Genomic DNA, 14,524 nt, shown 5'->3' on the forward strand with positions numbered 1-14,524 from the left:
AGAATTTTACTGAAAGGAATATTGATATTTAATAATGTGGTGGAAAAAACAGAGGCTCTTTCTCTGAAAATTTAAGCTTAATATTAGAAGATTTTAATTTAATTTTAATGTATTGTGGCAATAATAATAATGTAATAAAAATAAAACTTAATTAATTTAAGTTAATTTCTAGGTTAGAGTTTACAAAGGCATGATTTTTGAAAGAGTGGTAATTTGAAAGGAGAGCATATGAGTTACATACATACTTTAATTAATGTAATTTTACACATTGATAAATATTTAAACATTATAATTCAAAACTATGGAGTAGGAACCTATATAATTTTATTCTTAATTATATTTTTTGAGACAGGGTTAGTAGTTACACCATTTTTGCCTGGGGACTCTCTTCTATTTGCTACAGGAGCTCTTGCAGCATCAGGTTCCATGGATATATATACATTGCTAATTGTATTATTTTTGGCTGCTGTTATTGGTGATACAGTTAACTACCATATAGGTAAGAGTATTGGAAATAAGATACTGGAAAAGGAGAATATAAGGTTTATAAACAAGGAAAACCTTAAAAAAGCACATAGTTTCTACGAGGAATACGGCTCAATGACAATAGTTTTGGGAAGATTCATACCAATAATAAGAACCTTTGTACCTTTTGTGGCAGGTATTGGGGAAATGAGATATCTTACATTTATTATGTACAATATGTTTGGAGGGTTTCTTTGGGTTTTATTATTTTTAGGGGGAGGGTATCTATTTGGTGATATTCCTTTAATTAAAAACAATTTTTCACTTATATTAGTTGGTGTAATCTTTATATCCATTATTCCTGGAATAATAGCATTCATCATTGAGAAGAAAAAAAGGAGGAAATAAGAATGAACATAGAAATATTTAGAGCAATAAATGATTTAGCATATAAAAATAATATATTAGATAAGGTAATGATTTTCTTCTCCAAAGATGTCCCATATTTATTTATGGGCATCATTGTAGCAGTATTTATGATGGGAGTTGTAAAAAGAAATTCAAAGTATAGAAAAATTGCAGTGAATGCTTTTGTATTTACTACATTAAATCTAATATTTAGTTTTGCTATTGGCTGCATTTATTATGAGGACAGGCCTTTTGTACATAATAAAGTTAACTTATTATTTCCACATGTTGTGGATGCATCATTTCCAAGTGATCATGCCACTGGAACAATGAGTATAGCCTTAGCAACTGGAAAATATAATAAAATACTTAGTTTAATATTAACCATGCTATCTATAGTAGTAGGATTTTCAAGAATATATGTTGGACATCATTATCCTATGGATGTCATAGGAGCATATTTACTTGTTTTATTTACAAGTTATGTTTATAACTTGCTATTAAGAAGTAAAGTTGAAAAATTATATATAGCAGTAGAAAAGTATATATTATCAATAATAAGAATCAAAAGAGTATATAACGGAAATTAATTAAAGAATAATGAGGCTACTATATGATAATCTTCATTATAAGTAAAAACTAAAGTTTATTAGTTTTTACTTGGAAGAGAGCATATCAATATAATAGCCTCATTTTTAGTGATTGTTAATTACCTTATCTAAAAATTCTTTACATCTATCGCTGGTAGGTGCTGTGAAGATTTCTTCTGGAGGCCCTTCCTCTAAAATGTATCCTTGATCCATAAAAATTATCCTATCTGCTACATCTTTGGCGAAATTCATTTCGTGAGTTACAACTACCATGGTCATTCCATCTTGGGCTAAATCCTTCATAACCTTAAGAACTTCGCCAACCATTTCTGGATCTAAAGCAGAGGTTGGTTCATCAAAAAGCATAATTTTAGGATTCATTTCTAGAGCTCTAGCAATAGCTACCCTTTGCTTTTGACCTCCGGACAAGGTATCAGGATATACATTCTTTTTATCTTTAAGTCCAACCTTATCTAATAGATCTAATGCTTTTTCAACTGCCTCATTTTTTTTCATTTTCTTTAATTCTAATGGTGCTAAAATCATATTCTCTAATACTGTTAGATGCGGAAATAGATTAAAGGATTGAAATACCATGCCTATATTTTGCCTTAATTTATTTACATCTTTTGTATGTACCAGGTCTTCACCAAAAATTACTATGCTGCCAGATTGAATTTCTTCTAATCTATTAAGGCAACGTAAAAGTGTACTTTTGCCAGAACCAGAAGGCCCTATTATACAAAGAACCTCACCTTCAGATACGTGTAAAGATATATCTTTAAGTACTTCTAAGCGACCATAATGTTTTTTTACGTTACTTACTTCTATTACCATAATGCAATTTCCTTTCTACACCTTTTGATATTAATGTTAAAAGAGTTATTAAAATAAAGTACATTATTGCTACAATACTATAAGTTTCAAAAGGTTTGTAGTTTCTAGCTATAATAATTTGGCCACTTAAAGTAAGTTCTCTAATACTGATTACAGATAAGATAGATGTATCCTTTATTGTAACAATAAATTGATTCATTATTGATGGAACCATAATTTTAATTGCTTGAGGTATGATTACCTTGCTCATAGTCTGAACATAATTTAGTCCTAAACTTCTTGCAGCCTCTGTTTGACCTACAGGCACAGCCTGTATACCAGCTCTAAATATTTCAGACATATAAGCTCCTGCATTCAAAGAAAGTGTTATAATAGCAGCTACTATAGGATTAAATCTGACATTTAGTGCCTGCCCTACACCAAAGTAAAGGAATAGAGCTTGAATTATTAGTGGTGTACCACGTATTATGTAAATATAGATAGCAGATATAGCTCTTAAAATGCTAGAAGTGCTTATGCTTAGAATACCAAAAACAATACCCAAAATTACAGCAAAAATTAAGGAGATTACTGCAACTTGTGCAGTAACCCAAAGTCCACTTAATAAACTAGGTAAGCTATCTTTTAATAAGGTTAAAAAATTCATTTTTTTATTCTCCTATACTATTTAGCTATATATTGTGCAACAATCTTATCGTATTCACCATTATCTTTTATCTTTTTAAGACCAGAGTTAAATTTAGATAATAGTGTAGCATTTTGTCCCTTGTTAACAGCAAAACCATAATTTACAGTGTTTAACTTATCCCCAACTATTTTTAGCTTAGAATTCTTATCAACTTTTATTTTGTAAGCTATTACTGGAAAATCTTCTAATAAGAAATCCGCATTTCCATTTTCAACAGCCTGAAACATTGAAGGAGAATCACTAAAATAGTTTAATACAAGAGAATATTTATCTTTGTTGTCTTCAGCAAATTTTGCACCAGCAGTTCCTTTTTTAATTGCCACAGATTTACCCTTTAAATCTGCTTCACTCTTAATTGATGTATTACTTTTATTTGTAACTAAAGATAAACCAGATTCAAAATAACCATTGGAGAAATCTAAAGATTTTTTTCTTTCTTCAGTGATGCTCATTGCAGCTAGTGCTCCATCAAGTTGATTTGAAGTTAAACCTGGAATTATTCCTTCAAAATCCATAGGTTTTAATTCATATTGGAAATTTTCTGCTTTGGATATAGCGTTTAGAATTTCAACATCAATACCTTTATAAGTTCCATTTTCCTCAAAGGAGAAGGGTGCAAATTTAGCATCGCAAGCTATAATATACTTTTTGGCTGCAGTTTGTGTATTATTAGTATTATTTGCTTTACAGCCTTGTAATAACCCTACTAAAAGTAATGATGATAATATGACTGATAATATTGATTTTTTTTTCATTTATAAATGCCCCCTTATATACTATTGAATTATTTTTATTGTAAATTTAGTATTAGCTATAAAAAATAATTTTATTCTGGGAGTATTTTTTATGTTAAGTTATTTTTTTACACGATACAATTACGTATATACAATGTAAACTTGTTGATAAGGTAGAGTGTAATTAATGGGATTCAATAATAGATATGGAGTAAATAAAATCAATGATAATTTTTCAAAATATAAATCAAAACCTCTCAGATAATCATAATCAGATTATTCGAGAGGGTTTGATTTATAAATCTGGGTTATAGTCTTCTTCTTCATCAAGAGATAGGTATTTCTTTTGTTTTGCATAGTGTTTTTTCAATTTCATTGCAATGATTAAGTTTAATTCAACTAACAATATAGCAGTAAACACTATCCAATACAAACCAAGGCCAATGCCTATTCCTAAGGAAGCTACACAAAATATTATGGCTCCTGTAGTAATACCTGTAACTTTTATTTGATTATCTTTACCTATGGTAAAAATTACACCACCAGCTACAAATCCGATAGCAGTTATAATGTTTGCAACTAATCTAGTAGGATCTGTAGTAGAATTTTTAAAGCCGTAAGCAGAGATTAATGTTAAAAAGCATGAAGTTATGCAAATTATAGAAAAAGTTGCTACACCGGCAGATTTGCCTCTTTTTGTTCTTTCTGCCCCAATAAGAATTCCAACAATTGAGGCAATAAATAATCTAAGTAATTGTTCAGGAATACCAATCATTAATTTATCTCCTAATAATTATAATATATAAGCTATATCTTAACACTAAAATACTATTAAATCCATGATATTGCTAAGTTACTTAGAAAATTATGTTTTACATATATACATAGAATATTTTTTGAATATAAGATTAATAATATCATCATAAACTTGAGGAGAGGTGATATTATGGCAAAAGCAGGTATGAGAAGACCAGATCCAAATGATGCTCATGGCACTGAGAGTAATCATAAACCACGTTTTGAAAAGCCAACTCCTACAGTTCCTGAAATTCAAGGAAAAGCTAAGAGTGGAAATAGAAAAGCTGAACCAATAGATTAAATTTAACAAAAAAAGATTCAACGTAGAGTTAAGTCTGCGTTGAATCTTTTTTATATTTAAAATACATCATTAATAATGGATAAAATTATTATATTTTTTACATAATAAGTTTAGATATTTATTTGTATCAAGTATGTAGTATTATTGGGATATATTGCAACGTTAAATTATGAAAAAAATTCATAGAATTATTTACATTTTAATTGTTTTAATGTAATGTAGAGTAGTACAAAAAAATAAAGGAAAGGGCGTGATGTTAGGGTTGAATGATAAGCTGAAAATATACGGCTTTAACAACCTCACAAAAACACTTAGCTTCAACATATATGATGTATGCTATGCAAAAGGTGAACGTGAGCAAAAGGACTACATTGCTTATATTGATGAGCAATATAATTCGGAAAGATTGACTAAAATTTTATGTGATGTTACAGAGATTATTGGTGCCAATGTGCTTAATATTTCAAAGCAAGATTATGATCCACAAGGTGCTAGTGTTACAATTCTTATATCAGAAGAATCTCTACCAATACATTTAATTGATAAGTCATGTAATCATGGTGAGCTTGAAATCCTAAAAACTAGAGATAGTGTGGTTGGGCATCTAGATAAGAGTCATGTTACAGTTCATACTTATCCAGAATATCATCCAGACAATTCAATAGCAACTTTTAGAGTAGATATTGATGTTTCTACCTGTGGGCAGATTTCACCATTAAATGCTTTAAATTATTTGATTGGTAGTTTTGATTCTGACATCATAACAACTGATTATAGAGTTCGTGGATTTACACGTGATATGGATGGAAAAAAATTATTTATTGATCATGAAATAGCATCTATTCAAGATTATATAGATGATACTACTTTAGCTAAATATGATGCTTTAGATGTGAATGTATATCAATCTAATATTTTCCATACAAAACTTCTTATAAAAGAAATTAACCTTCAAAATTATCTCTTTAAGAAGGATGTTTATGAACTTTCACCAAAAGAGAGACTTGATATCACCCAAAAATTACGTAGAGAGATGATTGAAATTTATAGCGGTATGAATATATATTGATAGCAAGAGGAGACTTTAAAATGTATAAATTGAAACAAGACAATGCTCCGATTTATGAAGCATTGGTTAAATATAAATCTATGAGAATATTACCATTCGATGTTCCAGGACATAAGCATGGAAAAGGAAATCCAAAATTAACTGAGTTTTTAGGGGAACGTTGTCTCTCAGTAGATGTTAATTCTATGAAACCTCTTGATAATTTATGTCATCCAGTTTCAGTTATTAAAGAAGCAGAAGAACTAGCAGCAGATGCATTTGGCGCTAAGCATGCTTTTCTTATGGTAAATGGTACTACATCTGCAGTGCAAGCAATGGTAATGAGCGTGTGCAAAAAAGGTGATAAAATTATTATGCCTAGAAATGTTCACAGAAGTGCAATTAATGCTTTGATACTAAGTGGAGCAACTCCAGTTTATATAAATCCAGGAGTAAATAAAAAGCTAGGTATACCTTTAGGAATGTCAGTATCAGATATAGAAAATGCAATTAAAGAGCATCCAGAAGCAAAGGCAGTTCTAGTTAATAATCCAACTTATTATGGAATTTGTTCAAATTTAAAAGGTATCGTAGAACTTGCCCACAAGCATGGAATGTATGTATTAGTGGACGAGGCTCATGGTACTCATTTTTACTTTGGCGAAAACATGCCTATATCAGCCATGGCTGCAGGAGCAGATATGGCTGCAGTAAGCATGCATAAGACTGGAGGATCGTTAACTCAAAGTTCATTTTTACTTACAAATTGTGATTTACACGTGGGATATATTCGTCAAATAATTAATTTGACTCAAACTACTAGTGGATCATATTTATTATTAACTTCTCTAGATTTGGCGAGAAGAGAACTAGCACTTAATGGTAAGGAAATATTTAAAAGAGTAACAGAATTAGCCGAATATGCTAGAAAAGAAATCAATAAGATAGATGGATATTATGCTTATTCAAAAGAATTAATTGATAATAATGAAGTGTTTGATTTTGATGTTACAAAGCTTTCGGTATTTACAAGAGACATGGGACTTGCAGGTATAGAAGTTTATGATATTCTTAGAGATGAATATGATATACAAATTGAATTTGGAGACATTGGAAACATTTTGGCAATAATTTCTGTAGGAGATGATATGCCCGCTGTGGAAAGATTAGTTGCAGCTATTTCTCAAATAAAAAGATTAAATGAGGGAAATACAGGTGACTCTTTTGACAACGAATATATTAATCCAGATGTTGTTATGACTCCACAAAGCGCATTTTATGCAGATAAAAAATCACTGCCTTTTGACGAATGTGTTAATAAAATTAGTGGAGAATTTGTAATGTGTTATCCACCAGGAATTCCTATACTTGCTCCTGGGGAAAGAATTACTAGAGAGATTTTAGATTATATTAGTTATTCAAAGGAAAAAGGATGTTTCCTTACAGGAACAGAAGATATAAACATAGAAAGAATTAATGTTGTGGAGGAATTGTAATATGGAATTATGGTATACTGAAGAACATGCTAAAGATGTCAGGTTTTCTATAAAAGTTGACAAACAACTTTGTTCAGTGCAAAGTGATTTTCAAAGAATTGATGTTTTTGATTCAAAGGAATTTGGTAGATTCTTGACTATAGACGGTTTAGTTATGATAACAGAAAAAGATGAATTTATTTATCATGACATGATAGTGCACGTACCTATGGCAACTAATCCTAATATTAAAAAGGTACTAGTAATAGGTGCTGGTGATGGTGGTACAATAAGAGAACTATCAAGATATAGTACTATAGAAAAAATTGATATGGTAGAAATCGATAAAGTCGTAGTAGATGTATGTAAGGAATATTTACAACAAACTGCTTGTGGTTTTGATAATGAAAAGGTAAATCTATATTTTGAAGATGGTCTTAAGTTTGTTAAAACAAAAGAAAATGAATATGATTTAATTATAGTAGATTCAACAGATCCTATTGGACCTGGAGAAGGATTATTTACATCAGATTTTTATAGCAACTGCTACAGAGCACTTAATGAAAATGGAATACTTGTAAATCAACATGAATCTCCATACTATTCAGAATATGCAAAAGCTATGAAACGTGCTCATAAGAGAATAGAAGAGTTCTTCCCAATATGTAAGGTTTATCAAGTTCATATACCTACTTATGCTTCTGGACATTGGTTATTTGGATTTGCTTCAAAGAAGTTTGATCCGATATCAGATTTAAATGAAGAAGCTTGGAATAACTTAAAAATAAAAACTAAGTATTATAATACTGATATTCACAAGGGAAGCTTTGCTTTACCTAATTACGTAAAAGATCTTTTAGCTGAAGCTGAAAAGTAATTAAGGAAAATATAATTATTTCATAAAGAATTGTATAGGGTATGTCCGGTGGACATACCCTATTATTTTAAGCGTACTTATAATAGGCACGTATTAGTATATTAAAACCATTTCTTCTTCCTAAACAAGAAAATACAAATTACTATTATAGATATACTTAGAGTAATCACTATAGGATAACCATACTTCCAACCATATTCAGGCATTTGAAAGTTCATCCCATACCAACCCACAATAAGGGTTAAAGGAAAGAATATAGTAGTAATAAGAGTGAAGATTTTCATAAGATTATTTTGATTTATATCTACCTGAGCTTGATAAGCTTCTCTAACTTGAGTTACATAATCTCTTAAATTTATTACACTATTAAAAAGTCTGTTCATTCTATGAGTAAACATTTTAAAATATTTAAGTTGTTTTTCAGAAATCAATTCATTTTCATTTTCTTCTATGGATTCACCTATAGCTATTAATTGTTCATAATAACGTTTTAAGCTTAGAAGTCTTCTACGTAATGTAATAATCTCATTGATATAGTTATCATAATTTGATGAGGTTATAAGCTTCTCTTCAAGATTTGAAATATGCTGCTCTAGTTTTTCAAGCATAAGTGAATCTTCAGAAGTTAATTTTTCAAGGAATGCATATAGTACCTTCTCTAAAGTTATTATATTAGTGTCACTAGATTTAAAATCTGAAGATATTTTTTTGAGAATATTGTTGTTGTTGCTTATAAATATCAATAAATTTGAACTAAAATAAATAAATATTTTAGTTTGTTTGTCTTTTGAATCCTTTGAAGTTGGCAATATTAATTTAATGAAGTCAAATCCTAAATGACTTTCAAATTTAGATGTACCATTTTTATGGCATTCAGTAATAATTTTTTCATCTAAATTTAATTTTGAATATACTAAATCAAAATCTTCTATGGTAAATAATCCAAGATATAATTCATTATCATTTATACAAATATTGTCTGGTGATTGAACACTAGCTTTATTTATTAAATTAATCATTTCATCACTGCTTTCTTAATTATTTTGTTTGTACAAGATACCATATAAATATATTAATAAAACAAGCATATAAAGTCAAATAATAGGAAATAGCAATATAATATGACTCTATTGACAAAGCAGGCTAATTGTTATATGTTATTATTAATAATAATTATTACCTAAGGAGGGTTATTCAATGGATGAATCAGCATTATTTGCGCTAAGTTATGGCATGTTTATATTGAGTACTGAAGCTGATGGAATAAAAAATGCTTGTATAGTAAACACTGTAGCTCAAGTAACACAAGATCCAATAAGAGTTAGTTTAACAATACTGAAGAAGAACTACACAACCGAATTAATAAGTAAATCAAATAAATTCTCAGTATCAGTTTTGAGTAAAAAAGCTTCCCTAGATACCGTTGCTCACTTTGGATATAGTAGTGGGAGGAATAAGGATAAATTTGAAGGAATAGATTATAAAATAGATGGGATTAACAATCCAATAGTAGAGAATGACTGTATAGCTACGATGTCATGTAAGGTAGTACAAACTATAGATTTAGGAACTCATCTATTGTTTATTGCAGATGTTGTTGAGGCTAATAAGTTATCAAAAGATGAACCTATGACTTATAGTTATTATAGAGATTTAAAAGCAGGAAAAGTATCAAATCAATCTAAAACTGAAGAAAATAAAGAATTAGAAAAAGAAGAAAAGCCTTTATATGAATGTGTAGTTTGCCATTATATTTATGATGGGGATATTCCTTTTGAGGATTTGCCAGATGATTATTTATGTCCTATTTGTCACAAACCTAAATCAGCTTTTAAGAGAATAAATTAATATATATCGATATATCATAAATCAAAAACCACCATATAAAGCTTATGCTTTATATGGTGGTTTTCTTGTAATTACTTCTATTTAGTTAGTTCTCGAGTATAAGACAGAAATTCATCATAAACTGAAATTTCTTCATCGTAGAATTTTTTTGATATAGTGTTTTCTAAGGCAAAGTTATCATCTATTTCAATTTCTGCATCAAAGACATAAGAAGCATTTCCAATAAATTTATTTTCGTAAGTATCACCAGATTTAGTTACGTTTATTTTTATCATTCCGCCATCATTGTACACAGTAACATCTTTTCCATAACATTCAGGGTGTTCAAGACAAAATGTTATGGTAGAAGCAGTCATTCCTGTACCACAGGATTTAGTGATTCCGCAACCTCTCTCATAAGTTCTTACATAAATACTGTTTTCATCAATCTCTTTTACAAAGTTAAAGTTTACACCTTGAGGAAATACTGATTTTAAGTTATTTGCTTTTTCTCCAAGAGGTTGAATTAAAGTATTATCTAATTCAGGTACAAAAGTTACAATATGAGGATTAGTCATACTTACTGCAGTAACTTTTAAATTAGAATCCAATTCATCTATGGTCTCAAATAAGCATTGTTCTTTATCAAATATCATAGGAAGAGAATCAACGTTAAAATTAACAGTGTTTAACCATATTTGTACAGTATAAATATCTTTATAAAGGCTAGGAGCCTTGACTACTTTGTAGTGAGCTGTAAGTGTTTCTATGTCAAGTTCTGTTTTATCTAAAAGCTCAAGAGCATATCTACCAATACATCTAAGGCCGTTTCCACACATTTGTGCTTCAGAACCATCAGAATTAAATATTCTCATTTTTGCATCACAAGTAGTGCTAGATTGTAAAAATAAAATTCCATCAGCTCCAATGCTATTTTGTCTATCACAAAGGTTCTTTGCAAGTGTAGCTCTATCTTTATCAGTAAAAGAGTACTTATTTGATATTTCGTCAATTAAAATGAAGTCATTGGCTGTTCCGTGACATTTTCTTATAAGTATGTTCATATTTTCACCCCAATTATAATAATATAGGGTTATTATATCATGTAATAATAAAAATTAGTATTATTGATGTTTTATTTATTTGTCGTCTTCAGAAAATAATTATTTATGAATAATTTAACACATAAATTAGTATATATAATATGAAAGATAACTTTGATATGTTTTGAAAATTCAGAATATTCTTTACAAAACATAAGGTTACATAATATAATTAAAGTATATTATGCAGGTATAATATTTGGAGGCTGATTTTATGGAAAAAGTACAAAAAAGTTTAGTTCTAATCAAACCTGATGCAGTGGAACGAAAACTAGTTGGGAAAATTATAAGTATGTACGAGGAGCATGGCTTAAATATAGCAGCAATGAAGCTTGTAAAATTGGATAAGACTTTTGCTGAAATACATTATAAAGAGCATAAAGGAAAGTCTTTTTTTAATGATTTAATTAAGACTATAACAAGAAGCGAAATTGTGGCTATAGTACTACAAGGAGAAAATGCTATAGAAAAAATAAGGCGTATTAATGGCAATACGAATCCTGAAAAAGCAGAAGAGGGTACTATAAGGAAAATGTATGCTTTAAATAATACAGAGAATTCAGTACATGCTTCTGACTGTGAAGAAAGTGCAGAAAGAGAAATAAAACTATGGTTTCCAGAACTTGTGGCTAAAGAGGAATGGTTCAGTGCCAGAAATATGTAAAAAATTATAACAATCAAGCGCTGGATTTTAGAAATTCCAGCGCTATTTATAACAGTTTATTTTGATTTTACTTGGAACCATGCATCGTCATACTTTGAGATATTTTCTCCTAAATCTTTAAAGATTTCGCATTTATCAAGTAAAGACTTTTCAGGATATAATAACTTATTTGACTTAATAGAAGGATCTAAGAGTTCGAAAGCAGCTTTATTTGGAGTAGAGTATCCAACATATTCAGCATTTTGTTTAGCAACTTCTGGATCTAACATAAAGTCTATAAATTGTTCCGCAGCACTTTTGTTTTTTGCATTTTTAGGAATTACCATAGCATCAAACCATTTATTTGTGCCTTCTTTAGGAATGGCATATGCTAAGTCTTCATTATTTTGTTTTACTGTTAGGTAATCTCCAGAATACATTACAGCTAGAGAAGCTTCTTCTCTAGACATTAATTCTTTTACTTCATCTCCCACATAGGCTTTTACTAAAGATCTTTGCTTTAGTAGTTCATCTCTAGCAGCATTTATTTGGTCTTGATTCACTGTATTTAAAGAATAACCTAATTTTTTTAAAGCTACCCCCATTGAATCTCTTACAGCATCAAGCATTAATATTTTACCTTTATACTTTGGATTCCATAGTATAGACCAACTATCTACCGGATCTGAAACTACCTTTTTATTATACATGATACCATAGGTACCCCAAAAATATGGTACAGAATATTCATTTTTAGGGTCATAGGATAAGTTTTTAAAATTATCATCTATGTTTTGATAGTTTGGAATATTATCAAAGTCAATTTTGTCTAGAAGGTTTTCTTTTTTCATTTTTTCAATCATATAATCTGACGGAATTATCAAATCATAGCCTGAATCACCTTTTTTGACTTTTTGATACATCATTTCATTTGTTTCAAATATATCCATGGAAACTTCTATGCCAGTTTCATCTTCAAATTGTGATAAAAGATCCTCATCAATGTAATCTCCAGCATTAAATAAATGAAGAACTGTTCTATTAGAATCTATTGCACAACCAGCAAAAGATGAAGATATTAGTATTGGAATAAAGAATAATATGGCAAGTCTCTTAAATTTCTTCAAATTTTTTGCCTCCTCCTTTTGAGTCTTTTCTATTGATTATTAATAGTAGGAATAAAACAACTAAAAACATCAGTGTAGACAATGCATTAATTTCAGGCTTTATACCTCTTTTAGCCATAGAATAAACTTCTATAGAAAGATTTGTTACACCAGGTCCAGCGGTGAAGAAACTTATTACAAAATCATCTATGGACATAGTAAATGCCATTAAAAATCCTGAAGCTATACCAGGTTTAATTAAAGGTAATATAACTTTTCTTAGTGTATAACGTGGAGTAGCACCAAGGTCTAAAGCTGCATCCTCTAAGTTAGTTGGAAGTTGCTTTAACTTTGGTAATACAGATAGAATTACGTAGGGGATACCAAAGGTAATATGAGCTAATAACATCGAAAGTAATCCAAGTTTAATGCTTAAGAATGTAAATAAACTCATTAATGCAATACCAGTAACAATATCAGGATTCAATACAGGTAGATTAGTTATATTTAAAGTTAATTTCTTTTTGAAGCCTTTTAACTTATATATGGCTATGGAGCTAATAGTTCCAACTATTGTCGATATAACAGCAGAAGAGATTGCGATAAGTACTGTATAATAAAGAGCTCTTAAAATTCTTCTATTGTGAAACAATTGGAGATACCATTTAAAGGTGAAACCTTTCCAAACACCCATCGTTCTTGAATTATTAAAGGAAAATATAATTAATGCTATTATGGGTGCGTATAAAAATAGGAAAATAATAAAAGTATAAAGTTTTACTCCAGCTTTTTTTAGCATTAAATCACACCATCCTTTTCTGTTTTTTCATATTTAGACATTATAGCCATAGATAAAAGTATAAGAATCATCATAACTATTGATATAGAAGAACCAAAGTTCCAGTTTCCGGCTGTAGTAAATTGTTCTTCAATTAAGTTACCTAATAACATATATTGTCCACCACCAAGTAATCTTGATATAACGAAGGTTGAAACTGCAGGCATAAATACCATAGTTATTCCAGACATTACTCCAGGCAAACTTAGAGGAAAAGTTACTTTCCAAAAAACTTTTAATTTATTTGCTCCTAAATCTTGAGCAGCATTTATTAAATCCATATCAGTATTAATTAAAATTGTATAAATAGGCAATACCATAAAAGGTAGAAAGTTATAAATCATACCTAGCATTACAGCAGTATCTGTATATAGCAAACTTCCAACATGAATACCAACTAGAGCAAACAATTTATCTATTATACCATTTTTGCCTAGAATAGACATCCAAGAGTAAGTTCTTAGCAAGAAATTCATCCACATAGGTAAAATAAATAGCAAAATTAGAATTCCTCTTTTCTTTACATTCATTCTAGCAATTATGTAGGCTATAGGGTAACCTAAGATTAAGCATACAATTGTAGAAGAAAACGCCAAATACAAGGAACGCCCAAACACCTTTAAATATAGAGGATCAAGTAAATTTTTATAATTATCTAGCGTAAAGACAAAATTACCATTAACTTTTTTTGTGAAACTATAATACAAAACTATAAACAAAGGAAAAATAATAAAAATAATACTCCATACTAAATATGGATAAGCAGATAGGTTCTTCTTTTTCATA

At 29.4% G+C, this 14,524-nt stretch carries 17 protein-coding genes; 8 read left to right on the top strand and 9 right to left on the bottom strand.

From position 1 onward, the window contains the following. Positions 1 to 228: 228 nt before the first annotated feature. Both OCU47_RS06345 and OCU47_RS06350 read left to right on the top strand, forming a co-directional pair. Entirely contained in the window at positions 229 to 873 is a 645-nt protein-coding gene (locus OCU47_RS06345) for a DedA family protein (protein WP_261827753.1), read from the top strand. A gap of 2 nt (positions 874 to 875) precedes the next feature. Further along, the gene (locus OCU47_RS06350; RefSeq protein WP_261827754.1) at positions 876 to 1,463 is read left to right on the top strand and encodes an undecaprenyl-diphosphatase; all 588 of its coding nucleotides are present in this window, start codon (positions 876 to 878) and stop codon (positions 1,461 to 1,463) included. 105 nt (positions 1,464 to 1,568) lie between these two features. Here OCU47_RS06350 and OCU47_RS06355 read toward each other — a convergent pair whose 3' ends face one another. From OCU47_RS06355 to OCU47_RS06370, 4 genes are all read right to left on the bottom strand, one after another. Next, entirely contained in the window at positions 1,569 to 2,300 is a 732-nt protein-coding gene (locus tag OCU47_RS06355; RefSeq protein ID WP_261827755.1) for an amino acid ABC transporter ATP-binding protein, read from the bottom strand. After that, complete coding sequence (locus OCU47_RS06360; protein WP_261827756.1) at positions 2,281 to 2,946, bottom strand: amino acid ABC transporter permease; 666 nt, start codon at positions 2,944 to 2,946, stop codon at positions 2,281 to 2,283. The genes OCU47_RS06355 and OCU47_RS06360 overlap by 20 nt, the downstream gene beginning before the upstream one ends. Positions 2,947 to 2,963: 17 nt before the next feature. Next, a complete protein-coding gene (locus OCU47_RS06365; RefSeq protein ID WP_261827757.1) occupies positions 2,964 to 3,743 on the bottom strand; it encodes a transporter substrate-binding domain-containing protein in 780 nt (259 codons plus the stop codon). A gap of 274 nt (positions 3,744 to 4,017) precedes the next feature. Next, positions 4,018 to 4,497: an MgtC/SapB family protein gene (locus OCU47_RS06370; RefSeq protein ID WP_261827758.1), complete on the bottom strand. Its 480-nt coding sequence runs from the start codon at positions 4,495 to 4,497 to the stop codon at positions 4,018 to 4,020. A gap of 171 nt (positions 4,498 to 4,668) precedes the next feature. Here OCU47_RS06370 and OCU47_RS06375 point away from each other — a divergent pair, with 171 nt between their 5' ends. The 4 genes from OCU47_RS06375 to speE all read left to right on the top strand — a co-directional run bounded on the left by OCU47_RS06375 (position 4,669) and on the right by speE (position 8,221). After that, positions 4,669 to 4,821 carry a hypothetical protein gene (locus OCU47_RS06375; RefSeq protein WP_261827759.1) on the top strand — a complete coding sequence of 51 codons (153 nt, stop codon included), beginning with the start codon at positions 4,669 to 4,671 and terminating at the stop codon, positions 4,819 to 4,821. Positions 4,822 to 5,071: 250 nt separating this feature from the next. Next, complete coding sequence (speD, locus tag OCU47_RS06380) at positions 5,072 to 5,890, top strand: adenosylmethionine decarboxylase (RefSeq protein WP_261827760.1); 819 nt, start codon at positions 5,072 to 5,074, stop codon at positions 5,888 to 5,890. 20 nt (positions 5,891 to 5,910) lie between these two features. Continuing rightward, a complete protein-coding gene (locus tag OCU47_RS06385; RefSeq protein ID WP_261827761.1) occupies positions 5,911 to 7,365 on the top strand; it encodes an aminotransferase class I/II-fold pyridoxal phosphate-dependent enzyme in 1,455 nt (484 codons plus the stop codon). 1 nt (position 7,366) lies between these two features. Further along, a complete protein-coding gene (speE, locus tag OCU47_RS06390; protein ID WP_261827762.1) occupies positions 7,367 to 8,221 on the top strand; it encodes a polyamine aminopropyltransferase in 855 nt (284 codons plus the stop codon). 101 nt (positions 8,222 to 8,322) lie between these two features. Here the strand turns inward: speE and OCU47_RS06395 are convergent, their stop codons facing one another. Continuing rightward, a complete protein-coding gene (locus OCU47_RS06395) occupies positions 8,323 to 9,240 on the bottom strand; it encodes a magnesium transporter CorA family protein (protein ID WP_261827763.1) in 918 nt (305 codons plus the stop codon). 178 nt (positions 9,241 to 9,418) lie between these two features. On the opposite strand from OCU47_RS06395, the gene OCU47_RS06400 reads away from it, so the two are divergent. After that, positions 9,419 to 10,069 carry a flavin reductase gene (locus tag OCU47_RS06400; RefSeq protein WP_261827764.1) on the top strand — a complete coding sequence of 217 codons (651 nt, stop codon included), beginning with the start codon at positions 9,419 to 9,421 and terminating at the stop codon, positions 10,067 to 10,069. Positions 10,070 to 10,146: 77 nt separating this feature from the next. Here the strand turns inward: OCU47_RS06400 and dapF are convergent, their stop codons facing one another. After that, complete coding sequence (gene dapF, locus OCU47_RS06405; RefSeq protein ID WP_261827765.1) at positions 10,147 to 11,112, bottom strand: diaminopimelate epimerase; 966 nt, start codon at positions 11,110 to 11,112, stop codon at positions 10,147 to 10,149. 253 nt (positions 11,113 to 11,365) lie between these two features. On the opposite strand from dapF, the gene ndk reads away from it, so the two are divergent. Further along, a complete protein-coding gene (gene ndk, locus OCU47_RS06410; RefSeq protein WP_261827766.1) occupies positions 11,366 to 11,815 on the top strand; it encodes a nucleoside-diphosphate kinase in 450 nt (149 codons plus the stop codon). 56 nt (positions 11,816 to 11,871) lie between these two features. Here ndk and OCU47_RS06415 read toward each other — a convergent pair whose 3' ends face one another. The 3 genes from OCU47_RS06415 to OCU47_RS06425 are packed head-to-tail and all read right to left on the bottom strand — an operon-like array spanning position 11,872 to position 14,523. Beyond that, entirely contained in the window at positions 11,872 to 12,921 is a 1,050-nt protein-coding gene (locus tag OCU47_RS06415) for an ABC transporter substrate-binding protein (RefSeq protein ID WP_261827767.1), read from the bottom strand. Continuing rightward, positions 12,908 to 13,699, bottom strand: a complete 792-nt coding sequence (locus tag OCU47_RS06420) for an ABC transporter permease (RefSeq protein ID WP_261827768.1) — start codon at positions 13,697 to 13,699, stop codon at positions 12,908 to 12,910. The genes OCU47_RS06415 and OCU47_RS06420 overlap by 14 nt, the downstream gene beginning before the upstream one ends. Beyond that, on the bottom strand, positions 13,699 to 14,523 hold the full coding sequence (locus OCU47_RS06425) for an ABC transporter permease (RefSeq protein WP_261827769.1): 825 nt from the start codon (positions 14,521 to 14,523) through the stop codon (positions 13,699 to 13,701). Before OCU47_RS06425 ends, OCU47_RS06420 begins: the two co-directional genes overlap by 1 nt. Position 14,524 lies beyond the last annotated feature (1 nt).

The sequence above is a fragment of the Clostridium sp. TW13 genome (assembly GCF_024345225.1).
GTDB lineage: Bacteria > Bacillota > Clostridia > Clostridiales > Clostridiaceae > Inconstantimicrobium > Inconstantimicrobium mannanitabidum.